Below are 24,870 nucleotides of genomic sequence, written 5' to 3' on the forward strand. Positions count from 1 at the left end.
CTATGTGGCATTGTAATTATAAATATCGTTTTTTAGGTAAACTAATTTAGTGAATACTGCTTTAAAGCTTTTGCTGTTACTTTGTGTTTTCATCTGTTTTAAATTAAGCGCAAATACCCCTTACGAAATCCCCAGAAGTACTGTTGTAGAGCTTACAGAGCCCTCAACTAAGCGTGTTTATTCTATTTTTATTCAATTACCTAAGTCATATGCAAAGGAGCCTAATAAAACGTATCCTGTTATTTATTTAACCGATGCGCCGTATGCATTTCCTATTGTTGCCGGTGCCACACGGTTTCCAATGAATAGCGACAAAATGCAACAGGCTATTATTGTGGCGATTGGCTATGAAAAAGGCTCAAGAGGAGCTAGTAGTCGAGTTAGAGATTACACACCGACTCAGGCTCAAAATTGGAAGAAGCAAACGGGTAATGCCAAAGGGCACGTTACGTTTTTGCAAAGTACAGTATTTACTTTTATCGAAAAAAATTACCGAGCAAGCAATACGCAAAGAACGTATATAGGTAACTCGCTAGGCGGCTTATTTGGCGCCACTATTTTATTTATAGCACCTGATTTATTTAGCAATTATATTATTGGCACCCCCTCAGTTTGGTTTGATAACAATGCACTGCTAGCGTTAAAAGTGAATAAGCCCAAAATAGCAATAAAGGTTTATGTATCTGTTGGCGCAAAGGAAACGCCAGCCTTTGGTGAAGGACACAATATGGTTGAAGGCGCAGCGCAACTTGTGCAAAAAATTAATGCGCTTAATAGTGATAATATAAAAATAAAAAGTGTTGTTATTGAGGAAGCGCAGCATGCCACCGCATTCCCAACCACAGCAATACAAGGGCTCGATTGGGTATTGGGAACCAGTCAATAAGCTCGAAAGGGATTCTCGATACTTTTGTAATTAAATAAATGATATTAAAGCGCTTCAATATCGCTTTTCCACTTTACCAGCGCTGCTATGAATTCGGGGCCAATACCACAGCAGCCGCCAATAATTGTCGCGCCTAGGCTATGCCATTGCTTTGCAAACGCTACATACTCAGCGGGTGATAAGTCGCGGTAACCTTGCGAGCCTTCATTGGCTTTATAATCGCTGGCGATTGGTGTAAAACCATTTGCAAAGACCCCTAAATCAACATTTTTATTCTGCTGTTTTAGTACGCGATTAGTGTCGCGTAGCGCTTGTTCAATAACCTCAGGGATAGAGCAGTTAAAGAATATGCCCGCTATATTATATTCGAGTAGTGCTAGGATAGCGTCGGATACTAGTTCACCAGAGCGCAATGTCGCTTGTTCGCTTACTTCATCATTTAAGGTAAATGCGTAATAACATGGTTTGTTTGAATTCTTAAGCACCCTTGCCATAACCCGCGCTTCTTCAATGTTTGATATGGTTTCACCAATCCAAACATCGACATATTCGTCTTGTGCTTTATATAGGGTATCTAAAATAGTAAATGCGCGTTCACTTTGGAAAAAATCAGCACGGTACGAGCCAAATGCGGGTGGCAATGAACCCGCAACTAGCACGTTTTGATTAGTGTTTTGAGCTGCTTTTTTTGCAATTACAGCAGCTTGCTGTGCAAGTGCTGCACCTTGTGCTTGGTAAAGCGTTTCACCTAAATGAAAGGGGACACACGCATAGCTATTTACTGTAATAATTTCTGCCCCCGCATTTATAAAAGCTTGATGCGCTTGAGTTACGCATTGTGGTGCTTCTATTAAAGCTTGTGCACTCCAAAGTGGCTGTGAAAATGGCGCGCCCATGCGCTTGAGTTCACGACCCATGCCGCCATCTAATATTGTTAACTTACTCATAATGGACTTCTATACGTCTAAATAATTAAAGCTATTCAAACATATTTTTTGAAAATTCATAATGAAACTTCATCAGGTTGAGTATGAAAAAAGTTCAACATGTTAAAGCTGTTTTTAAAAGGCACAAAAAAAGCGACTACCCAGTAAGGTGTCGCTTTTCTTTTTACAAGTAAGCTATTACTTGTAAAACGCTTCTACAGTGCCTTTTACTTTCATAAGTAATGGCTGGCCGCGACGGTCTAGCGCTTTAGGTGCCGCCACCTTTATCCAACCTTCGCTGATGCAGTATTCTTCAACGTCAAAACGCTCTTTACCGTTAAGTGTAATACCGATTTCATGCTCAAATACTTCTTCTACATAAAATTTGCTACGTGGGTTGATAGACAGTTGATTTGGTAATTCTGGTTTGTTTGTATCAGTCATATTGGTGATCTGCGTTGAATTAATTATGCGCTATTGTAGGCAATAGCTGGCTTATGCTCAAGCACGACATTCATAAACTGAGCGGCTTTTAGTTTTATCGTTATATGTTTGAGCTTATTGCCTCAGCGGTGCTGTGAGCAAGCTCTATAAAAGCGGCTGTTGCGGCACTTTGGTAAGCATCTTGTCGCTGTAATAACACCGCGGTACGTTTTAATAATGAAGGTGCAAGAGTAATGGCAACTAACTCTTCGTGTTTACTCGCTATGTTAGAGGGAAGCAAAGTAGCTAGTTGTGTATGGCGCACTATTTCAATAACGGCACTGAGTGAATTGGCTTCCATAAGTACATTAGGCTGCACCTTGTGTTGGCGACAATGACGTTCAATTTGTTCGCGAGTTGCAAACTCATTACTGAGCAGCACCAGTGATTGTTCATTTAAAGTGCTCAGGTCAATACGGTGTTTGCTAGCTAAAGCATGGTGTTTATTTACTACTAAAGCGAGTGTCTCTTGTAATAAAGTTTGGGCGTGTATGTCTGCACTATGCTTGCCTTCAAAGGCTATACCTACATCAAACTCATCATCTAACAAACGATTTTCCATGCGTTCTTGCGACATTTCTTCCATGCTTAAGGTGATGTTAGGGTAGTGCTGATGAAATGCGTTGACTAATGGCCCAATAAAATAAGTAGTAAACGTCGGCGTAATAGCCACTCGCAATGAACCTCGGCTGAGGTTTTGTACATCATGAATCGCCCGTTTACCTTCTTCTAAATCCTGCAAGGCTCTGTGTGCATAACGAGCATATACCTCACCCGCATCGGTTAACTTTACGCTGCGCCCTGAGCGGTCAAATAAAGGTGCACCGAGGGTTTCTTCAAGTTGTTTAATTTGTTGCGACAACGCAGGTTGAGACACATATAAGGATGCTGCTGCTTTGGTAAAGTTCTTGTGCTTGGCAACGGCCAAAAAGTAATTGATATGGCGAAGTATCATAGCTAACTATAAGTATTTCTTATCGGGATCATAATATACCAGTCTTTTACCTTATTAAAAAGCGGGCGTAATATTCATCTCATCGACAATATAGAGACACCCGTTATGAAAGATATCATTGAAGGTTTTTTAAAGTTTCAAAGTGATGCATACCCAGAGCGTGCCGATTTATTTAAAAATTTGGCTACTAAGCAAAATCCACGGACTTTGTTTATTTCATGTTCTGATAGTCGTTTAGTGCCTGAGCTCGTAACACAACGTGAACCTGGTGGATTATTTGTTATTCGCAATGCCGGAAACATCGTCCCATCTTACGGGCCTGAGCCTGGCGGGGTTTCTGCATCAGTTGAATATGCAGTTACTGCACTGCAAGTAACCGATGTGGTTATTTGCGGCCATTCTGATTGCGGAGCAATGACGGCAATAGCAACCTGTAAGTGCATGGATCACATGCCTGCTGTTGGCAGTTGGCTGCGTTACGCCGACTCAGCTCGCATTGTTAATGAAGCGCGCAATCACGCAAATGAACGTGATCGCATTGAAGCTATGGTACGCGAAAATGTGATTGCTCAACTAGAAAACATTAAAACTCACCCATCGGTGCGTCTTGCGCTTGGCGAAGGTCGCTTGGCATTACATGGCTGGGTTTATGATATCGAATCTGGCGGCATTGAAGCTTTAAATGGCGCAACGAATACGTTTGTTTCCCTTGCCGAACATACCGATGTTCGTGCATATCCAATTCAGCTTCCTGTAGCTGTATAACCAACCATTGTAAGAGGTACTATTATGATCCAATCTCAAGTGAGCAACACGGCGCGCCTAGCATTAACCGATATAATTATTGCTGCAAAAGCAGAAAAAAATCTGTCGTTTGAACAAATTGCAGAGGGCACAGGTTTAAGCGACGTTTACGTGACGGCGGCTTTATTAGGCCAACACCCATTGCCTGCAGAAGCCGCTGAAAAAGTGGCACAAACGCTGGGCCTTGATGCAAGTGCGGTTGAATTACTTAAAGCTATTCCACTACGTGGTAGTGTAGAAAACAATATGCCAACCGATCCGACTATTTACCGTTTTTATGAAATGATGCAAGTATACGGTACAACGTTTAAGGCATTAGTTCATGAGCAGTTTGGCGACGGTATTATTAGTGCAATTAACTTTAAAGTAGATATGAAAAAAGTTGAAGATCCTGAAGGTGGCTCACGTGCTGTAATTACGCTTGATGGTAAGTTCTTACCTTACAAGCCTTTCTAAACGCTTTATAATATTTGTATATAAACAGTCGGCGCTAAGCGCCGGCTTTTTTTGGTTATTAAGGATGGTTTTTATTGATGAGTAATCACAGCACTTCTACTTCTTCTTATGTATCGGCGCTTTCGCTTTTTTGGCCAATGTTAATCATTGCTGTGCTCGCAATGACCTTACGACCCACGCTTACCTCTACCGGCCCATTACTTGAAGAAATTCGTTTAAGCACTGGGCTTGGTTTACAAGGGGCGTCTTTGTTAACCGTACTCCCTATGTTTTGTATGGGCGTGTTTCCATTATTGCTTCCTTGGCTTGGGCGTTATTTAAGTGAAAATGCGTGGATTGCTGGTGGATTGTTTGCAATTGCATTAGCTGGTTTTTGGCGCTTGTGGCTTGGCAGTGGTTGGGCGTTAATAATCAGTGCGCTATTGGGCGGTACAGGCATTGCAATAGTGCAAGCGATGGCTCCAGGAGTGGTTAAACGTTGGTATCCACAGCGAGTTCCTTTAGCTATGGGGGTATATTCTGCCTCACTTATGGCAGGCGGTGGTATAGCTGCAATATTAACGCCGCGAGTGGCAGTGCATTATGGCAGCTGGCAAGCAGGGCTTGGAGTGTGGCTTATCATTCCTGTTATTGCTCTGTTGCTTTGGTGGTTAAGGCCGCAGGAGCCGATGGACGCAAAGCATAACAGTATTAAGCTTAATTTATTTTTTAACCAGCGAGCATGGTTACTTGCTGCCTATTTTGGACTCGCTAATGGCGGCTATGCATGCATGATTGCTTGGTTACCTAGTTACGCTCAGGATTTAGGATGGAGTGCACAAAATAGTGGGGAGCTTATTGGCGTTATGACTGTTTTTCAGGTAATTGGTGCATTGGGTGCACCGGTACTTTCAGCAAACCGCTTAGACAGGCGACCTTGGTTATTTTTTGCTGTTGCGATTCAGCTAATAGGTTTTATAGGATTAATATTGATGCCCGATTCTATGATGAACGTTTGGGTGGGGATGATAGGGTGTGGTTTAGGTGCTTGTTTTTCGCTAACACTCACCGTGGCGCTCGATCACTTGTCTAATCCAAAATTGGCAGGTGTACTCACTGCGTTTGTCCAAGGTGTTGGCTTTATTATTACCGCTATCGTGCCTTATATAGCAGGTGTTTTACTTGATGTTACTGCAAGCTATCAAGCATCTTGGTTTATGTTGGTGATAACGCTAATTGCAATGCTGTTTATGACAATCCGATTTGCTCCTGCAACGTATGCAAAGGCTATAAATATTACCCATTAACTTTTTAATGGGATTTAAGCTTTTTTAAATCCCATCCCCTTTCACTTTTTCTGCGTTTTATTGCCACCGTCATTTTTTCTTCATCAAAATTACCTTTATTAGTCATATCTCTTTTTTAGAGTACAGCGGTTGATGTTTTTTGTGTTCACACTTTTAAAAATAACCACTACATAATGGGAATTACGGATGAAAATTAAAAAAGTTGCTGCGGCAATCGCACTAACCTGTGCGTTTAGTGCCGTTAGTCATGCCAATGTTTTACCGCAAAGTCAAAAAGACAGCAGCTGGTACAGCGCTGCCCAAGCAAAACTAACAACAAAAACAACGCAAGCGCAGGCAATTAAAAACACTAAAGCTAAAAATGTTATTTTATTTGTAGGCGATGGCATGGGTATTTCTACCTTAACCGCAGCGCGTATTTTACAAGGTCAACGCAATAATCAGCTTGGCGAAGAAGGCTATTTAAGCTTTGAGCAGTTCCCTTACTCTGCGCAAGTTAAAACCTATAATGTGGATGCACAAACGCCAGACTCTGCAGGCACCATGACGGCCATGATCTCAGGTGTAAAAACCGATGTGGGTGTTATTGGTGTTGATGAAGATATTGAGCGCGGTGAGTGCTCAACGGTGGCTGGTAATGAGTTACTTACAGCCACTGAGCTTGCTGAAATTAAAGGCCTAGCAACAGGAATTATCTCTACTGCCCGCATTACCCATGCAACGCCTGCGGCAACCTATGCTAAATCGGCTGATCGCAACTGGGAAGATATCTCAGACATGCCCGAAGCGGCTGTTAATGCTGGCTGTGAAGATATTGCCTCACAGCTGGTTAATTTTGAAAAAAACCTAGAAGCACGCTTTGTCGGAACCGATGTTGATGGCTTAGATTTTGTTATGGGTGGCGGCCGTCGTCACTTTTTACCAAAAGAGGCCGCGGCTAATTCTACTGACGCTATGAGCGCCGTAGAAGGCGATCGTACCGATGAGCGTAATCTTGTTACTGAGTGGCAAACACAGTATCCAAATGGCACTTATGTGATGGATGAAGCCGGTTTTAATAGCATTGCCGATGACGCCACTAAAGTATTTGGTTTATTTAACGAATCGCACATGCAATACGAAGCTGACCGTGCCAACGATATAGCAGGCGAGCCTTCACTTACCGAGATGACCACCAAAGCCATTGATATACTGGGTAAAAACGAAAAAGGGTTTTTCTTAACGGTTGAGTCGGGGCGCATTGACCATGCTCACCATGCGGGTAACGCATATAATGCACTTAATGACACCATTGAATTTGCAAAAGCAGTACAAGCTGCCGTTGATAACACCAATCCAGAAGAAACCCTTATTTTAGTTACTGCCGACCATAGCCATGTATTTACTATTGCAGGTTACCCTAAACGTGGTAACCCAATTTTAGGTAAGGTGGTTGCTGTAGGGCAAACTACACCAACGCTAGCTGCTGATAACATGCCATACACCACAGTAGGTTATGCAAATGGCCTCGGTTTTAGAAACTTAATCGATGAAACGGATGCGGACGCAAGCTATGAAACAGCTGCGGTTGCAGGACGTGTTGAGCTAAATGGTGTTGATACAACAACGCCAGGTTTTCACCAAGAAACCACGGTACCACTGAGCTCTGAAACACACGCAGGTGAAGATATTTCACTGCATGCAACCGGACCGGGTGCTCACCTAGCTCAAGGTGTTATTGAGCAAAACGTTGTATTTCATTTAATTAATCAAGCTCTTGAACTAACTCAGCAATAATGGCGGCTCACATGAATAAATTAACAGTACTTTCTTTAGCAGTAATGGTCGCATTAACGGGGTGTTCGAGTGATGACGACAAAAACAGCAATAATATTTTAGCGGTCGATCTCCCAATTGCTGTAGGCTCAGCACAATGTATCAATGGCGGCGTAGAAACACAAAGCGGTGTTGATACCAATACAAACGGGCAATTAGAGAGCAACGAAGTAACGCACACTAACTTAGTCTGTAACGACCCAGCCACCTCATTAACGAGTGAGCAGCTGGCGTCTCTTAGCAATAACGTATGGTTTAGTGATGCACAAACTAAGCTCGCCGGCGCGCAAGATGCTGCAAGTAAAGTGGTAACTGAATCGGGTAAAGCTAAAAATGTGATCTTGTTTGTTGGCGATGGAATGGGTATTTCTACTGTGACAGCTGCCCGTATTTTAGCGGGGCAATTACAGGGTGAAATGGGTGAAGATCACCAATTAAGCTTTGAAACCATGCCTTACTCTGGGTTTGTAAAAACCTATAACGTGGATGCACAAACGCCAGATTCTGCCGGTACAATGACGGCAATGGCCTCAGGTGTAAAAACCGATGTGGGTGTAATTGGTATAGACGAAGCGGTTGAACGTGGTAGTTGTGCATCAGGCAAAGGACATGAGCTTGTTACATCATTAGAGCTGGCTGAGATTGCCGGTAAGTCTACGGGTATTGTTTCTACTGCACGTATTACCCATGCAACACCTGCGGCAACCTACGCTAAATCGGCAGACCGTAACTGGGAAGATATTTCAGATATGCCTGCTTCTGAGTCAGCTAATTGTGAAGATATTGCCTCACAGCTGGTTAACTTTGAAAAGAACCTAGAAGCACGTTTTAGTGGTATTGATGTAGACGGAATTGAAGTGGTTATGGGTGGCGGGCGTCGTCACTTTTTACCAAAAGATGCCGCGTTTAACTCTGCTGACGCAGTTAGTGCTGTAGAGGGCGATCGTACAGATAATCGCGACTTAACCGCCGAGTGGAAAACGCAATATCCAAATGGGGCTTATGTGATGGATCAAGCGGGTTTTGCTGCGATTGATGCAACCACAACTGAGCGTGTATTTGGTTTATTTAATGAATCTCACATGCAATACGAAGCCGACCGTGGCAATGATATTGCAGGCGAGCCTTCATTATCACAAATGACCGAAAAAGCGATTGATGTGCTTGATAACAACGATAAAGGCTTTTTCTTAACGGTTGAGTCGGGACGTATTGACCACGCGCATCATGCGGGTAATGCATACAACGCACTGAACGATACTGTAGAGCTGGCTAAAGCAGTAAAAGTAGCGATGGAAAACACCAACCCAGAAGAGACGCTAATTGTAGTGACAGCCGATCACAGTCACGTATTTACCATTGCGGGCTACCCTAAACGCGGTAACCCAATTTTAGGTAAAGTGGTTGGTGTAGGGCAAACAGAGCCCAGCCTTGCTGCCGACGATATGCCTTATACTACAGTTGGTTACACTAATGGTTTGGGCTACAGAGACCTAGGTGCAGAAACCGATGCTGATGCATCTTACTTAGCAGCACCCGTTACAGGGCGTGTTGATTTAAGTAATGTTGATACTACAACGCCAGGTTTTCACCAAGAGGCACTTGTGCCACTATCATCAGAAACTCACGCAGGCGAAGATGTAGGTGTGTATGCAATGGGCCCTGGGGCGCATTTAGTAACAGGTACTAATGAGCAAAGCTTTTTATTCCATGTTATGGACTTTGCCGCTGACTTTGTAAAAGCCGCGGATGAAAAAGTAGCGCAATAAACCTTGCGATATAAAACAACCCGCACACTGTGCGGGTTTTTTATGTCATTAAACTGCCATTATTTTTGGTTATGTTAAAGGCAATTAAGCTAAAAGCGATTAACTAAAGAGATAGCCCAATGAAAAAAGTATTTTTAATAATGAGCGCATTATTTAGCGCAAGCAGCTTTGCTGAGCAGTGCGATATAAATCCACAGGTATTAAAAGCCACTTACACTATTATTAATAAGGCTCCACAAACGCTTAAAAATAATAAGGCAAACAGCCAAACTCTCACCCTTTGGCGAAATGAGCAACAAGTGGCGCACCAAAGCCAAGTTATAACAGAGCTTTGGCAGCATACGAGCAACAATCAAATACGGCCTATTCGTTATTTTAATGCGCAGCAGCGCGGTATTGAATATCAGCCCTCAGAGGTGCAAGGAGTGCAAAACTGGAGTGCAAAAGTACAGCTGGTAGATAATCATCTCATTGAAAAAATGACATTAGTGAGCACCGAAGGCGAAGGCTGCAACGAAATAAAAAATTACAGCTTAGAAGAAAATAACTCTCAGTATAACTTGGCATTTTTTACCCATTCAAAACTGGTAAAAACATTTAGTATTAGTAACCTAGCGAATAAAGCAAGCATGTCACTTAGCTTAGACGCGGTGCAAAATGACACACCAGCGATTAAGGCTCAGTTTGCAAAATGGGATAACTTTCAAACCACCGACTATGCCGACATTGGCGATAACGAAAGCGACCCATTTTTAGCAAAAATGATTAACCTAGGCTTTATAGAGCACGGCGCCACCGGTTTTTATAATCCTCAAGGTGAGGCTATTCAAGGTGGGCATCATCATTAGGTCGTTTTTTAGGCTTAGCAGAGTCTTCTGTTAAGCCATTTTCATAATCGTTGGCATCACAGGTATTTAAATTTTGCTGTGCTTGCTTATCTTGCTGTAATACCTGTTTTAAATCTTCCATACGTTGGCGTACTGCAACGCCGTAGCTGGCATCATCTCCCCAAAGCTCAGAAAGTTGTAACACAGATGCACGGTCATGATCCCTAAATAATTTACCAGCACGCTCAGCGTCTTCTTTGCTATTGCCAAGTAGCTGCAGTGATTCTATGGCTAAGTTAATGGCTGAGTCGACGGTTTCGCGGTTAAATGCATCCACTTTTAGATTCAGTAATTGATACGCATGGCGACGATCGATTGCGCGCGCCACTATTTTTAATTGTGGGTAGTTTTTATGTGCCAGCTTAATAATTTCAATGGTTTTATCTGGGTTATCAATCGCAACAACCAGCATTTGTGCTGTATGCGCGCCTGCGGCTTCAAGCAGTTCCTGGCGAGCAGCATCACCGTAAAATACGGTGTTACCAAAGCGGCGCAGCAGTTCTATTTGGCTTGGGCTGTGATCAAGTACGGTAATTTCGTAGCCTTGTGCATGTAATAAACGCCCCATAATTTGCCCAAAGCGGCCATAGCCCGCAATAATTACATGTTTAGCGGTATTTATTTGTTCTGGTTTATCAAACTCAGGCTTAGTGCTACTACTGCGTTTTTGTATTTGCTCATACAGCATCAGTAATAAAGGGGCTATCAACATAGATACCGCAACCACTAAGGTCACTAGACTGGTTTGTTCTCGGGTTAAAATACTTAATGTGGTGGTCACGCTTAAAAGTACAAAAGCAAATTCACCACCTTGTGCTAGTGCCAATGTAAACAATAGTTTTTGCTTTGAGCTAATTTTAAATGTGACAGCAAGGGCAAACAAAATGCAGGCTTTAATGACAATTAATAAGGCAACTAAAGCAACCACGGTACTAAATTGATTAAATAATAGCTCAAAATTAATTGAAGCCCCTACAGTGATAAAAAATAGTCCTAGCAATAGGCCTTTAAAGGGCTCTATGTCGGCTTCTAATTCGTGTCTAAATTCACTTTCGGCCAATACTACACCGGCTAAAAAAGTACCTAAAGCAGGTGATAGGCCAATACTGTGCATTACAAGCGAAATAGCCACGACTAAAAACAATGCAAAAATAGTGAATATTTCACGCATGTGAGTTTGTGCGATGTATCTAAACAGTGGCGCAGAAACATATTTACCGCCGGCAATAATAGCGGCAATAACAGCTACAGAAACGCCTACTTGTTGCCAAACAGGCCAGTCAGCAATGATTGAATCGCTAATTTGTTTTGAACTACTTGGTGCAGCAAAGGCCAGTAAGGGGAGTAGCGCTAAAATAGGAATAATGGCAATATCTTGAAATAATAAAACCGAAAATGCATTTTGCCCAGCTTCTTGCTTTAACCAGCCTTTTTCTTCGAGGCTTTGCAATACAATCGCGGTAGAAGAAAGTGCCAGCATTAAACCAATGGCCAATGCGGTTTGCCAATGCATGGTAAAAAACCAATAACAAAAGGCAAAAATAACCGCCGCAGTTAGCACCACCTGTAAGCCACCAAGCCCTAAAATAGAGTGCCGAAGCTTCCATAGTCGTGAGGGTTGTAGTTCAAGTCCGACCAAAAATAGCATCATCACTACGCCAAATTCGGCAAAATGCATTACATCGGTTTGATCCCCTACGACTCCCAATGCATATGGGCCTATCAAAATGCCAGCAATTAAATAACCCAGTACTGATCCTAAGCCAAGTCGTTTGGCAATAGGAACAGCCACAATGGCGGCGGCTAAATAAATTAAAGCAATTTCTAGCATGGGGTGCTCTCTTGAGGTTAGGAGTTATTTATATTTTGATACTACTATAAATTAAGTTTGAGTTAATTGTGAAAGAAACATTCTTAACGCATACTAATCCGCAATACTATTTAATCATTTTGAAGGGGTAAACCAGATGTTAGTTGCGTTAAAAACTTCTCTTTTAGAACAACTAAATAACAAAGTTTTACCTTGCTATCGACACGATTGCCTTCCCTCAAAATAGCTCACTTAATTAAGCGAATTGGTATTACTTTATTGTGTACCATTAAATTTAATAATATGTTTTTTATAGGAACTAAAATGAGTATTAAGCTGCTTTTAAAAATTATGCTGACCACTGTGTTTGCTGCGGTATTTACACAAACGGTGCAAGCTCAACAGTACAAGGTTGAGTTTGAACCACAGCAAGCTGAGCTTGCACAGCAAATTACTGGTGATGAATTTAATGACTATTTAGTTAGTGCAAAAGCAGGTGATATCCTGAATGTGACTCTGACTCCTTCAAATTTAAGTAACTACTTTAATATTTTGCCCTTAGACAGTAATGAAGCCGTATTTATTGGCTCAATAGAAGGGCATGAAGCTAAATATCAACTCAGCACAGATGGAGATTATATTGTGCGAGTTTATTTAATGCGTAATGCAGCGAGACGTGGTGAAACAAGTGATTATAAGTTAACCATCATTAAACATGCAGGTGTAGCCGTGCCTGTAAAAACTATGCACTCAAGCTGGGATAGCGATGGCGATGGAATAAATGATTGTGAAAACGATGGCAGTTGTGACCACACCATTGATTATACAAAACCAAAAACGGTCAATTAATTGACCGTTTTATATGATTTAAAAGTAAGATTAGATTTTTAGTCTAGCTTTACTGAACCAGATATATTATCAATACTGACATCACCCGAGCCTGCTTCTGTAATAGTTAGCGCTTTAGCGTAATTAACGCGAATATCGCCAGAGCCATCTTCAATCGTCACGCTTGAGCCAATATGTTCAATCAACATATCTCCTGAGTTATCGTCTACGGTGACTGCGCCTTTAATATGTTTAATAGTTATGCCGCCCGAGCCATCTTCAACATTTAATACGCCTGTTACGTTAGCAACGTGCATTTCGCCAGAGCCATCTTCAATAGCGACATTACCACTGACATTATCAATATCAATGCTGCCTGAGCCGTCATTTAATACTAAGTCGCCGACTACATTTTTTACGTAAATACTGCCCGAGCCATCATCAATATTTAGGTTTTTAGCACCATTGATAGATAAGCTGCCAGAACCATCTTTTACATCAATATTGCTTTGCATCTCGTTAATAACAATATCGCCTGAGCCGTCGTTAATATCTAAATTTAGGGTGTTAGGTACGGTAACAACTAAATTGATACTTGGTGATTGCCCGCTGTAAAAGCTAATCCCATTATTACTTTTATTTTGTGCAACAAGTTTTGCTTGTGTACCGCTTTTCTCAAGGGTGAGTTCGTATTCATCGTCAATGTCGGCGGTGTAAATGATGGCATCAACGCTAATATTGGTTGCAGTATTAGAGCCCTGAATATCGAGCGAACCGGCACCACTTAATATCGTTAGGTACTCAAGGTTATTGCTTGGTAGTGAAAGCTGCTGGGTTTGTTTAACTGATGCGACACTGGGCGATATGTGAAATACACAACCGCTGAGTAATAAAATGCCACTAATTAATGAAACGGGCTTAGTGAAGTTCAATAGAGTTGATGCGCTCATGTTTAGTCCTTTGATATTGATTATTTTAGTTAATATACAAAGTATAGAGCAAAATTGAGGCCGAAATGTAAGTTGTTGTTTTATATGAGGTGGAAGCAGTAATTAAAAAGTTAAATGCCAAAATATGGTTAAAAATACTAAATGTTAATAAAAAGGATGCACACTGCATCCTTTTGTAATTACTCGATTGTTAATGGGCGTTTTACTTAAAAATTGTAAGTAATGTTACCGTATAAAAAGCGCCCATCTAAACTGTAGGGTGTGTAAGGCGTGTACGGAAATATTTGGCCAAAGTTAGAGTAGCCAATATTATCTACCGTTGCTTGAGGGTACTGATCAAATAGGTTATTCGCACCTACTGCAAACTTCCACGCTTCGTTAGGACGATAAGCGACTTCTAAATCAGCAATCCATTTAGCATCTAAATATTCATCACCCTCGCTGGTGGTTGAAATATCTGCCACTTCCCCATAGCGAGTTGCACGCAAGGTTGTTTGCCATTGGTTAAAGCTCCAAACAGCCGAGAGGTTTAGTTTGTTATCGGGTGTGCCTTGCTCAAAACGGCCTACTTCACGACGGGCAAATACCACGTAGTCATCGTCTAAAGAATTTAGCTCACTTGGGTTTGCATCTACATGAGTCACTTCGGTATCGTTAATGTTTGCCGCCGCATTTAAGCGCACATCACCCAATGTATTTAAATCAAGTGTGTACGTTGCCACAATATCAACACCTTGCGTGCGCGAATTGATGGCGTTGGTAAAGTAACGAACACTTTCGGTATTTAGCTCGCCAGCATTCGCTAGAATTTGCTGCACAGCGTCACCGCTTAAGTTTTCAGAGAGTACAATCCGGTCATCAATATCAATGCGGTACGCATCAACTGTTAAGCTAAAGCCACCTTGAGTGTAAACAAATCCAGCGGTAACGTTAACTGAGTCTTCTGCATCGAGCTGTTTTGCACCTAACGCTTGCGCTGCAGGAGCAGAGCTTGGAAATAGGCCAACTTCAAAAGGCTGGTTATTTTCGAGAATAGTCGATATTTGACGGTACGAGCTTTGTGCAAGTGACGGCGCACGAAAGCCAGTACTTGCCGCACCACGTAACGATAGGTTGTCGTTAATACTGTAACGCGTGGCTAATTTTGAAGTAAATGTGTTACCAAAATCGCTGTAATCTTCATAGCGACTGGCTAAAACAACATTCCATTTATCAGTTAAGTAAGTATCAAATTCAGCAAATACAGCAACATTATGACGACTTTCATTGGTTGCGCTTTGCGGCCCAAACCCAGGAAGCACTTGCGCACCGCCAGCAGCAATTGGGTTGCCGTTGTTATCAAGCGCAGTAATATAAGAGGCTTCCTCGCCTTGCTCTATTTTATAGCTTTCACGGCGGTATTCAGCACCAATAGTGAAAAACACATCATCGGGTAGACCAAAATCAATGCTGGTATTGGCATCAAAATTAACTAAAAATTGATCGTAAACCATGGCGCCGTTATCAAACTCAGTTTGGCTGTTAGTACCTAACGAAGTATTGAGGCTATTTACAACCCCTAAACCAAAGTCATTTCGGCCGTAGTTGGTACTTACATCCCAAGTCCAGTCGCCACTATCGCCTTGTAAACCAAGTGCCAGCGAGTAATCTTTTACGTCGGTAGCAATTTGTGGCAAAAAGCCATTAGGGTATAGCTCTAAAACATTGCGGCTGTCTTTTGCACGACGGTAAAATCCGCCCGAGTTACCTTCACGCTCTGAATAGCTACCAAACGAATAAACATTAAAGCCATTCTCTAAATCGTATCCCATATTGTAAAACAAAGCGTAGTCTTCCAGCGCTGCTTTACCAAAACGGTGATTGTAGCGATCAATTGTAAATTCGCGTGGGTCTAGGCTGCCATCATCTAGGCGGTTGTATTGTTCGCGTGGATCAAAACCAGAGCGTTGAGTTGAGTCGTTATCACGGTATTCAATTGATACATTTACAAAACCATTGTCTGTTAATGAAAAACCTGAGTTTGCGCTAATTGTGCGGGTATTACCGTCGTTAACGTGACGATCGTCGCCTAAATTAAATGCAAGGTTGCCGTTATCATCCGCATAAGTGCTATTTAGTTGCGGTACACCGGCCATTTGGCTGTCGTATTGGCCATAAGTTACACTAACACTGCCGCCTTCGGTGGCATCTTTTAAAACAATATTGATTACTCCCGCAATGGCGTCAGAGCCATATTGTGCTGCAGCCCCATCGCGCAGTACTTCAACACGCTTAATTGCAGAGGTTGGGATCATGTTTAAATCAACCGCGGTAGAGCCGCGACCAACCGTGCCCCCTAAGTTTAATAACGCACCAGAGTGGCGACGCTTACCGTTAATAAGGACTAAGGTGTGATCGGGTGCAAGGCCTCTTAAAACCGCTGGGCGAGCATGATCTGTGCCATCAGAGAGTGTGGCACTTGGGTAGTTAAAGCTCGGGACTTGGTTAGCGAGCACTTGGCTAATTTCAAGTTGCCCCGTACTTGCCATATCGTCACTGCTAATAATATCTACAGGCACAGTACTTTGCGCAATACTACGCAAACTGCGACGCGTGCCTGTTACTGAAATTACTTCGATATTTTCTTCGACTTGGTTAGTTTGCTCAGCCGCATTAGCAGCTGAAAAAGAGGCGCTAAGTGCGGTGGAAATAGCCAAGCTAAGTGCTAATTTTTTATTAGCTGATAAATGCTGAAAAGTCATTAAGCGTGCCTTGAAGATTTTGAAAAGGGCGCATCATATATAAGCGGCTAGTGCATCGCAAAGATCTAAATTGACTAAGTTATTCAACTATTCTTATAAAAAAAAGTGATCGGAATAATAGATTGAAACAGGAACAGACAAGGAGGGTAAAAATATAGGATTATGCTTATTTAGGTAGTGAAAATGGCTAACTTGGTTTAAAGCTTTGCTAAAGGGGTTTAATTATAAAGAAGCTACAGGCCAAACGATTAATGTGGCCTGTAGGGAATTAAAAAGTTATTCAGGTGCTACTTCAAGGGTTGTAAATAATACATAGCGGCTGGCGTCTACACCTTTTTCGTTTACTGTCACTTTTTGAGAGGTTTCGATTAGGTATAGGCCTGGCTCTTTCCACGTTGTGCTAAACATGCCGTTTTTGTCGGTCGTTACTTTTATTTCGCCACGTTCGTTACGGTAGCGTGTATCGCCTTTTAAAATGCTTACTTCAATGCCTTCGCCAACCGGCTTTCCATCGCTTATTAGCTGAAAGCGCGCTTGCTCGCCAACAAATAAATCGTTTGGATGCGTTGGGCCGCTAAGCTCTAAGCCTTGACCTAATTGTGCTGGTTTAGAGGTACCATTATGACTAACAAAGGTATCAACAGTAGAGATGGTTTTAATTGTAGTGATGTCGCTGGCGTCTTTAGGTAGATTGGCATCTGCTTTTTTGGCGAATACACGGCTTCGCTCACCTGCTGTATTTTTGTAGAATGTCATGTACATAGGTTTTTGCGTCATCGCAATATGATAGGTGCCTTGTTGCTGAAGTTTTACTGCAGCAGAGCTTTTGCGTTGTAGGTAATAGGCACGAATGGTATCGGTAACTTGCTCGCCATTTGGGGCAAGTGCCATAAGCAGAGTATCGTCGTATTCAGCGCCTTTTGTGCTTGGACGAAATGCTTTATCAGGTGCAAAAATTTCGTTAGAAATACTCGCATCAATCATTACATAATGGGCTTTATCCCCTGATAGCGAGGTATGCGAAGGTAGTAACCAGCGGCCATGTGCACTTGCAGCTGTTGATACCAGCGCTGATAAACTCAGTGCGCCAATGAGTGCTGTTTTTAATAAATTAACGTTCATTATTTTTCCTTTAAATTTGAATGATAAGTAGGGACTACCTAGCGGATACAGTGACAAAGCTGGTTGAAAATTCGTTTTTGCCATCAATGGTTATTTTTCCTGATTGGGTTAAATCAAGCTCAATACGGCTGTAATCACGCCCGCCTTCTTCACGAACAACTTCAACATTTAACAGGTATTTTCCTGCGATAACTGATTTGCCATTAAGATCGTTTCCGTCCCAATTAATGGTATAAGTGCCTGCGCGTTTGGTTGCGCTACTAACCCCATCGAAGTTTGCATCACTTTTACCTGCTTTACGCCACCATTGGCGTAGGTCTTTAAACCATTCCGCTTTTTGTACCCAAAGCGCTAAAGTTGTGACATGTTTTCGCTCTGGTGTTTCCAGCCAAACTGCAACATAAGGGCGATGATAGGGCTGCACATCTAACTCAGGTAGAGTTAATTCGATTTCTAATTGGGGCGATTGCGCTGCCACCGAAGTGTGAAAACACACGGCAATTAACAGCAATACGGTGTTAATTAAAGATTTAAACTTGAACATTAAAATACTCCTTTAATTTGTGGAACCCAGCATAAATAAATAACCAATGGTGTTGCGATTCCTAATACGGTTATCCATATTCCTGCTAAGCGTTTTTTTCTGTTTTGAAATAAAATAATCATGCCGGTGATGGCAAATAGAATCATCAGCACCGCTGATATATCAATAACCCAGCTCCATACTTCTCCTGAATGACGACCTTTGTGCAAATCACTGATAACACTTAAAAAGCCACCGGTTTGATAATCGAGTAACAATTCGCCACTGATAAAATCAAACTCTGCATAGGCATAGCCTGCTGGTAATGGGTAGTCGAGCATAACCAGTGAATCTTGCTTTTCCCATTCAATGCTTTTTACTTTATTAAGCCCATAGTGTTTGGCTAAGTAAGCTTCAATTTGGGGGTAAATAGCAGGCAGGCTATTTAATTGTGTATTTGCTTGAGTAAGCAGATCTTGGGGGATTTGGACCGTAATTTGGCCATTGTTTTTATCGTTTTTTAACCAGTCAACATGGTTTAGCACTATACCGCTTACACAAAATAGAATAAGTAAAAAAAACAAAGCGGTGGAAATATAGATATGTAGAGTACGACTTGTACTATATAAAGTGCGTTTATTAACAAAGGGCATAAAAGGTACAAACTTATTTAATTTATACGGATGATAATGATTTGCATTAGCTGTTACAAATTTATTTACCAAACTTTACACTTTATTTTTTAGGAGGAGCTGAGGGCTTAGAAATTAAGTAAGCCATAACCAGCACTTCAACAACCGCCACTAGGGCAATAATCCAAGCTGGAGGGCTGGTGTATAATAAAAATATAAAGCCTATTAGCATACCTATACCCGCAGCATACTTTGCCTTTACAGGAACCACTTGATGGGCGCGCCAATGTTGTAATGTTGTGCCAAAGCGAGGGTGGTTTAATAGCCAAGACTCAAGCGCTGCGGATGAGCGAGCAAAACAGGCTAAGGCTAAAATTAAAAACGGCGTGGTTGGCATAACCGGTAGGGCAACACCAATAATGCCGAGTAATACACACAGTAGCCCCAGCAATTTAAAGCCGAAATTTTTATAATAAATAAAAACGTTTTTTATGCTCACTTTAGCTCTTTTTTAATTAATTAAACGGTAAAAGGGTAAGCTAATTAAAAGGTAAAATGAAGAGAAAATGGCTTAGTTGCATGTTATCAACTAAGCCATTTAGGGTTAGCAAAGGAAAAGAATTTCCTGATTGCACTACCTATTAAAAATAATAGCCTAAATTAATATTAAAACGGCGCTCGGTATCGCCATCACCAATAATGGTACCGCCAATAAAGGGTTGATTGCGGGCTTGTACGAAATCAACATAACTAAAGAATCCGCCAGCAGTAATGCTCATACCGGTTACATTCATCCAAGTATTGGCGCTATTATCTGACTTGTTGTAGATGATCCCATAGTCGTTATAAAACTGCAGGTTGGTAACTGGGCCCCATTCTAGTGCGTAGTCATAGGCAATATTAAAGTTGGTCATTATGGCTTGGCTCGATACACTGTCATAATAGTCAAAAGCACCCACCGCAAAGCGGTTATTACCATCGTCTAAGTCGTAGTCATATTCACCGTGTTGCAATTGAATATTCCAGTTATTAATGTTGCTGTTTAAGTGAACAGCCCAAGCACTGTAATTACCAGCGCGCTCTTCACCGTCGTGAAGTCCGCCACTGAGTAACGATACCCCGATGTCAGTGGTGATATTTTTACTATGCTCAAGCTGATAAGTAGCGCGACCAGCAAAGGTGTTGTATTCACCAAGCTGCTTTGCTGGTTCAGCATAGATGCCTTCGTTTGCAGGACGACTACCAACAATATCATAAGAGTAACGATGATTTTTGTCTGATGCTGAGCCATCAACTCCACCTAGTTCATCATTTTTGAAAAAGCCTAAATCAAGTGTCCAGTTGTCTTTAAGTTTGCGCTTAGCAACCACACCTAAATCAAAATCATCTTCTAGGCCCACATAGTAGTTAGTGCTAAAAAAGTAGCTGTGAGAATTATAAGGACCGTTACCAAACGGCACGGCTGTTATGCCTGCCTGAGCTTCCCAGCCATCAATAAATTCGTACCCTAAGTAAGCGTACTTTACGACAGTCATATAATCGTAAAAGCGTATTTCACCATTGACTGAAATATCATTAATTTCGCCAGAGACATTTAACCGGAAAATATCAAAATCAAAGTCACCACCGCGATCTTCATTGTCTTCATCGTAAGAGTTTATACCGTAGTTAGCGCGAATAGCACCTCCTACCTTTATTCCAGATGATTGCTTTTCTTGCTGTGCAGTGTCTGTAGAAGTAGCTTGCAACTGTTTACTAACTTGCTCTACTTGCTGAGACTTTTTTTCAGCGAGTTTGCTTTCAAGTTTATCTACTTGTTGCTTTAACTGCGTTAATTGGCTTTGGAGAGGTTGAAGGTTTGATGCATAAGAATTGCTAGCAACACCACTTAAAATTAATGCGAGTGTTAGTTTTGAGAGTTTAGTCATAATAGCCGTTTTGATTGTGATTAAAAAAATAAAGGCGCAACGATGCGCCTCTTAGTGTGGAAAAAGGAGAAAATGGCAGACTAATTTAGTTTATTGTTTTTATACTGCGTTTTATTCTTTAGTAGAAGTTTGAAACAGTGCGCCTACTTCTAAAAGAGGAGAGGCATCTAGCTTATCTGCATCCATCATTGCGGCAATACGTTGCATTGATGAAAGTAGTAGACTCTGTTCCCATTCAGCAAGCGCTGAAAATTTTTCGATAAAGTGTTCTTGCAAGGGCTGAGGCGCTTTTTCGAGTAACTCTTTACCTTGTTCAGTAAGGTATAAGCTGACCCGGCGTTTGTCCATTTGACTACGAACGCGTGTTACCAAATTCTTGCTTTCTATTCGGTCAAGAATATTTGTGACCGTTGCCGGACTTAAATTGACGTTTTGCGCAATACGACTGGCGGTAATACCATCAGTTTGAGACACTTCTTGCATAATAAGCAGTTGTGGTCCAGTTAAACCCGCTGTTTTATTAAGTTGTTTTGAATGTAAGTCAATCGCACGGATCACCTTGCGTAAAGAAACTAGTAACTCGTCATATTTTTGCATTTGTTTGTCTCATGAAAGGCGAATCAGTTGCCGTAATCACGAAATGTTACACATCAAATAAATTGAATTCAAATGATATATGTTGTTTTAGCCCGCTGTTATTAGTTTTTATTGGTTTTTATTAATTTGAGCAGTAATTAAAATGGCATTTATTATCTTTATTTTATTAAAAGTTAATAACACTCTGTTTGCTAAGGCTGCGCACCTTACGTAAGTTAAAAGCGATACGCAAGCCACAGGTTTAAAACTTTAGTCGTAATTGAGCCGTTGATGTGGCATAAAAATATAGTAACTAACTCAATTTAAATAACTATTCTATGTAGCTTATGCTTTAAGCATGCATTATTGTTTGTGTACAGTAACCTGAACTCAGGTTAAGTACTAAAAAATTAGTCTCAGTGTTAAAGGAAATAAAATGCAATTATCACCCTCAGTATGTATTGAGCGTACACATAGCGGTTTGGAATTTATTAGTATTAATAGTCGCCAATGTAAGGCGAAGATATTTTTACAAGGTGGGCAAATAACTGAGTTTACACCCAAAGGAAAATTGCCACTATTGTGGGTGTCTGGGGATGAAACCTTTAGCGAAGGGAAGGGCATTCGTGGCGGTATTCCTATTTGCTGGCCTTGGTTTGGTCAACATGAAAATAAAGACTTTCCAGCACATGGTTTTGCGCGCACGCACGTATGGCAAGCCGATGAAGTGCATGAAACCGAGAACGAGATTACTGTTAGTCTTAAATTACCAATGAAGCAGATAGATTCTACCTTTTGGCCTCATCAATCTTCTTTAAGGGTTGAGTTTATTTTATCTGAGCAGTTAGAGGTGCGTTTAACCACCTGTAATTTAGGTAACACCCCATTTAGTTATACACAGGCGCTGCATACTTACTTTCCAACTGATGATATTAATAATACTCGCGTAATAGGGCTGCAAGGGGCGCAATACATAGAATTTGGCCAAGGGCCTTATCAGCAAAGTGATGTGGTTGGTTTTACCCGTGAAACCGATATGGTTTATACCCAAGCCGCGGCTGTGCAAACCATTGAAACTCCTCAAGGGATGATCAGCGTTAGCAGAGAAAACTCGCGCTCGTGCGTGTTATGGAATCCATGGATTGAAAAATCAAAGCGACTATCAAATTTTGCCGATGATGATTATAAAAGTATGTTATGCCTAGAGGCTGCGAATGTACTTGAAGATGCGGTTACGCTTGAGCCAAAACAAAGTCATACCCTAGTAACAACAATTAAGTGGCTTGGCTAAGCCTACCATACGCGTAATGGAGCAAAGTGTGTTTACTAATCAACAAATAACCGACCTACCGCAACATAAAAGCATAGTGTTTGAGCCGCTTGCGGACAAAGCATTGTTGCATGCACAATTGAATTGGTTGTTATTTTTCATTCCTTTTTGCTTAGTACTAGCGGCTGTTTGCTATTTTAATACAGACTTTGCTGCTATGGCGCAAGGTTACTTATTGGTTGCTGTTCCGCTATTAATTTTACTGTGTATGTTATATAGCGTGTTCAGCATAAAATTACAGGGCAGCGCGTTGCGTACCCACGATATTGCTTTTAAAAAAGGCATTATTTGGCAGCAGGTGACAATTTTACCGTTAGCGCGTGTGCAGCATATTGAAATACACCGTGGGCCCATAGAGCGAAAGCTTGGTTTAGCCAGTTTAAGACTTTATAGCGCCGGCGGTATGAGTGCCGATTTACAAATTAGCGGCCTGACCCACGAAAAATGCAAAAATATTCGTCAGTTTGTACAAAGCTATCGCCACGATGAAACCGCAAGCGAGGTAGCTGCCAGTGAGTGTTGATGCTGCGCAAATAACGTCACCTTCACTTAATTGGCAAAAAGTGTCGCCTTGGGCGCTGGCTTATTTTGTAATGCATTTTAGTGTGCGCTTCATAAAAGACGGCTTATTTAATTTACTGCCCGTGTTGGTGGTATTTGTTACCCAAGTAGAAAATAAACTATTTTGGGGGCAAGTTGGGCTCGCGGTTGCTTTGACTTCATTGCTTGCCTATTGTTTTTTGTATTACCGTAGTTTTCGTTTTTGTATTACTGACGATCATGAAATTTTACTTAATAAAGGCGTATTTAAAAAAGAGCGACTTACCTTAAAATTTTCTCGAGTGCAAAACGTCAATATAGCGGAGCCATTTTACTTCACCCCCATAGGGTTAGTTAATTGTATTTTTGATGCGGCAGGCAGTGTTGCTCAAGAAGCTGTTTTGCCAGGGGTAACTAAAGATTACGCGCAACAAATGCGTAAACGAGTGTTTGACTATAAAGCGCAGCAGCAACCATCAGTAGAGCTCGCTGATACAGCGCAATCTCATATTGAAGAGCAGAGCGAAAATAGCTTACTCATCGCAAATAAAGAAATAGCTAAGTTTGGTTTAATGTCGAATATGGCTATTTTGGCACTTGCGGCAATTGCCCCTTTTATGAATGTGGCCATCGACTTTTTAGAGCAGCAATTTATAACAAAAATAGAGAGTTATTATCAACAAGAGCTCGGTTTGATGGCTAATGCAGCTGTGTTTGCAATAATTACTCTGATCATTATTTTGGTATTTATAGCGGTACTTTTATCGGTAACTATGTCGCTCATTCGTTTTTATAACTATCAGCTTTACTTTAAAAATAATAAATTCAAACGTATTGCAGGGCTGTTAGAGCGTCATCAACTATCAATTAGTTTAGACAAAGTACAGTCAATCGTTATTAAGCAAAACCTAGTTGCTAGGCTATTAAAACGCTTTACTGTGGAGTGTTTGCAAGCCAGTAGCGGCGGTGCTGCAAGCATGGCGAAAAAGAATAAACAAACCTTAGTGCTGCCTGTGCTCACGCAGGAGCAAGTTGATAATGTGTGTCAGTGGATTTATCCGTGGTTTGACAGTAAAAAGCTGGCATTCAATGCGGTAGAAAGGGCGTTGTTATATAAAAACACGGTGTTTTATGCTTTGCTACCGAGCGTTGCTTCTGGTTTTTTTATTAGCTTTATGCAACTTAATATATTAATTGCATTAGCATTATTCTTGGTACTAGCCGCGTTAGTGTTTTTATCTTATAAACGTTATGGGTATTACCTTCATCAACAAGATGGGCGTTTTTATTTGGTGGTACGCAAAGGTATGATTGGTGTGCATTACCGGGTATTTGAGCTGTACAAAGCACAAAGCGCTCGCAGTGTGAGCACCTTTTTTATGCGTCGTTCTGGCTTAAAAAGCCTGTATATACAACTTGCTGCAGGCGGTGCGTACGTCCCATATTTAAAACAGCAAGATGCTGACTTCATTATAGATTTTACACTTATGCAGGCTGAGTCAGACCCTCGCAGTTGGATGTAACTTCCTTTGTTCAAAACTCAGATTAAATAATAAAGCGGGTGTAAATACACATTTGCACATGCTTTATTACACTTTTTTACTGCCCGTTTTTTCCATTTGA

23 protein-coding genes are annotated in these 24,870 nt (G+C 41.4%); 11 read left to right on the top strand and 12 right to left on the bottom strand.

Going from position 1 to position 24,870, the window contains the following annotated elements:
* Positions 1-49 precede the first annotated feature (49 nt).
* On the top strand, positions 50-886 hold the full coding sequence (locus QL986_RS12785) for an alpha/beta hydrolase-fold protein (protein WP_138686677.1): 837 nt from the start codon (positions 50-52) through the stop codon (positions 884-886).
* Positions 887-930: 44 nt separating this feature from the next.
* Here the strand turns inward: QL986_RS12785 and QL986_RS12790 are convergent, their stop codons facing one another.
* The 3 genes from QL986_RS12790 to cynR all read right to left on the bottom strand — a co-directional run bounded on the left by QL986_RS12790 (position 931) and on the right by cynR (position 3,250).
* Positions 931-1,833 (bottom strand): homocysteine S-methyltransferase family protein, encoded by a 903-nt coding sequence (locus tag QL986_RS12790; RefSeq protein WP_138686676.1) that lies wholly within the window; start codon positions 1,831-1,833, stop codon positions 931-933.
* Positions 1,834-2,010: 177 nt separating this feature from the next.
* The gene (locus QL986_RS12795) at positions 2,011-2,256 is read right to left on the bottom strand and encodes a DUF3297 family protein (protein WP_008112798.1); all 246 of its coding nucleotides are present in this window, start codon (positions 2,254-2,256) and stop codon (positions 2,011-2,013) included.
* 100 nt (positions 2,257-2,356) lie between these two features.
* The gene (gene cynR, locus QL986_RS12800; protein WP_138686675.1) at positions 2,357-3,250 is read right to left on the bottom strand and encodes a transcriptional regulator CynR; all 894 of its coding nucleotides are present in this window, start codon (positions 3,248-3,250) and stop codon (positions 2,357-2,359) included.
* Positions 3,251-3,355: 105 nt separating this feature from the next.
* Here cynR and QL986_RS12805 point away from each other — a divergent pair, with 105 nt between their 5' ends.
* From QL986_RS12805 to QL986_RS12830, 6 genes are all read left to right on the top strand, one after another.
* Positions 3,356-4,015: a carbonic anhydrase gene (locus QL986_RS12805; RefSeq protein ID WP_033103575.1), complete on the top strand. Its 660-nt coding sequence runs from the start codon at positions 3,356-3,358 to the stop codon at positions 4,013-4,015.
* Between the two features lie 24 nt (positions 4,016-4,039).
* Positions 4,040-4,510 (top strand): cyanase, encoded by a 471-nt coding sequence (gene cynS / locus QL986_RS12810; RefSeq protein WP_028834723.1) that lies wholly within the window; start codon positions 4,040-4,042, stop codon positions 4,508-4,510.
* A 77-nt stretch (positions 4,511-4,587) separates the two neighbouring features.
* Positions 4,588-5,796 (top strand): CynX/NimT family MFS transporter, encoded by a 1,209-nt coding sequence (locus QL986_RS12815; RefSeq protein WP_290191605.1) that lies wholly within the window; start codon positions 4,588-4,590, stop codon positions 5,794-5,796.
* Positions 5,797-5,982: 186 nt separating this feature from the next.
* Positions 5,983-7,572 (top strand): alkaline phosphatase, encoded by a 1,590-nt coding sequence (locus QL986_RS12820; RefSeq protein WP_290191606.1) that lies wholly within the window; start codon positions 5,983-5,985, stop codon positions 7,570-7,572.
* Between the two features lie 11 nt (positions 7,573-7,583).
* Positions 7,584-9,380: an alkaline phosphatase gene (locus tag QL986_RS12825; protein ID WP_016899002.1), complete on the top strand. Its 1,797-nt coding sequence runs from the start codon at positions 7,584-7,586 to the stop codon at positions 9,378-9,380.
* A gap of 119 nt (positions 9,381-9,499) precedes the next feature.
* Entirely contained in the window at positions 9,500-10,228 is a 729-nt protein-coding gene (locus QL986_RS12830) for a hypothetical protein (RefSeq protein ID WP_290191607.1), read from the top strand.
* Here the strand turns inward: QL986_RS12830 and QL986_RS12835 are convergent.
* Entirely contained in the window at positions 10,203-12,098 is a 1,896-nt protein-coding gene (locus QL986_RS12835) for a monovalent cation:proton antiporter-2 (CPA2) family protein (RefSeq protein ID WP_290191608.1), read from the bottom strand. The genes QL986_RS12830 and QL986_RS12835 overlap by 26 nt on opposite strands.
* A 303-nt stretch (positions 12,099-12,401) precedes the next feature.
* On the opposite strand from QL986_RS12835, the gene QL986_RS12840 reads away from it, so the two are divergent.
* Positions 12,402-12,926, top strand: coding sequence for a hypothetical protein (locus QL986_RS12840; protein WP_290191609.1), 525 nt, complete (start codon positions 12,402-12,404; stop codon positions 12,924-12,926).
* A 38-nt stretch (positions 12,927-12,964) separates the two neighbouring features.
* Here the strand turns inward: QL986_RS12840 and QL986_RS12845 are convergent, their stop codons facing one another.
* The 8 genes from QL986_RS12845 to QL986_RS12880 form a co-directional block, all read right to left on the bottom strand.
* Positions 12,965-13,855, bottom strand: coding sequence for a hypothetical protein (locus tag QL986_RS12845; RefSeq protein WP_290191610.1), 891 nt, complete (start codon positions 13,853-13,855; stop codon positions 12,965-12,967).
* 206 nt (positions 13,856-14,061) lie between these two features.
* Positions 14,062-16,596 carry a TonB-dependent receptor gene (locus QL986_RS12850; RefSeq protein ID WP_290191611.1) on the bottom strand — a complete coding sequence of 845 codons (2,535 nt, stop codon included), beginning with the start codon at positions 16,594-16,596 and terminating at the stop codon, positions 14,062-14,064.
* Positions 16,597-16,872: 276 nt separating this feature from the next.
* Positions 16,873-17,718, bottom strand: coding sequence for a DUF4198 domain-containing protein (locus tag QL986_RS12855; protein WP_090495128.1), 846 nt, complete (start codon positions 17,716-17,718; stop codon positions 16,873-16,875).
* A 34-nt stretch (positions 17,719-17,752) separates the two neighbouring features.
* Positions 17,753-18,262, bottom strand: a complete 510-nt coding sequence (locus tag QL986_RS12860) for a DUF2271 domain-containing protein (protein WP_090495126.1) — start codon at positions 18,260-18,262, stop codon at positions 17,753-17,755.
* Complete coding sequence (locus QL986_RS12865; RefSeq protein ID WP_013466239.1) at positions 18,262-18,894, bottom strand: PepSY-associated TM helix domain-containing protein; 633 nt, start codon at positions 18,892-18,894, stop codon at positions 18,262-18,264. Before QL986_RS12865 ends, QL986_RS12860 begins: the two co-directional genes overlap by 1 nt.
* Before the next feature lie 82 nt (positions 18,895-18,976).
* A complete protein-coding gene (locus QL986_RS12870) occupies positions 18,977-19,372 on the bottom strand; it encodes a YbaN family protein (RefSeq protein WP_290191612.1) in 396 nt (131 codons plus the stop codon).
* A gap of 142 nt (positions 19,373-19,514) precedes the next feature.
* A complete protein-coding gene (locus QL986_RS12875; RefSeq protein WP_290191613.1) occupies positions 19,515-20,801 on the bottom strand; it encodes a porin in 1,287 nt (428 codons plus the stop codon).
* A 111-nt stretch (positions 20,802-20,912) separates the two neighbouring features.
* Entirely contained in the window at positions 20,913-21,398 is a 486-nt protein-coding gene (locus tag QL986_RS12880) for a MarR family transcriptional regulator (RefSeq protein ID WP_008466785.1), read from the bottom strand.
* A gap of 415 nt (positions 21,399-21,813) precedes the next feature.
* Between QL986_RS12880 and QL986_RS12885 the strand changes: the two genes are divergently transcribed.
* The 3 genes from QL986_RS12885 to QL986_RS12895 are packed head-to-tail and all read left to right on the top strand — an operon-like array spanning position 21,814 to position 24,770.
* The gene (locus QL986_RS12885) at positions 21,814-22,668 is read left to right on the top strand and encodes a D-hexose-6-phosphate mutarotase (RefSeq protein ID WP_290191614.1); all 855 of its coding nucleotides are present in this window, start codon (positions 21,814-21,816) and stop codon (positions 22,666-22,668) included.
* Positions 22,669-22,684: 16 nt separating this feature from the next.
* Complete coding sequence (locus QL986_RS12890; RefSeq protein WP_036950028.1) at positions 22,685-23,230, top strand: PH domain-containing protein; 546 nt, start codon at positions 22,685-22,687, stop codon at positions 23,228-23,230.
* Positions 23,220-24,770 (top strand): PH domain-containing protein, encoded by a 1,551-nt coding sequence (locus QL986_RS12895; RefSeq protein WP_138686753.1) that lies wholly within the window; start codon positions 23,220-23,222, stop codon positions 24,768-24,770. The genes QL986_RS12890 and QL986_RS12895 overlap by 11 nt, the downstream gene beginning before the upstream one ends.
* The last annotated feature ends 100 nt before the right edge of the window (positions 24,771-24,870 follow it).

This window comes from Pseudoalteromonas sp. APC 3250, assembly GCF_030407915.1.
Classification (GTDB): domain Bacteria; phylum Pseudomonadota; class Gammaproteobacteria; order Enterobacterales; family Alteromonadaceae; genus Pseudoalteromonas; species Pseudoalteromonas tetraodonis.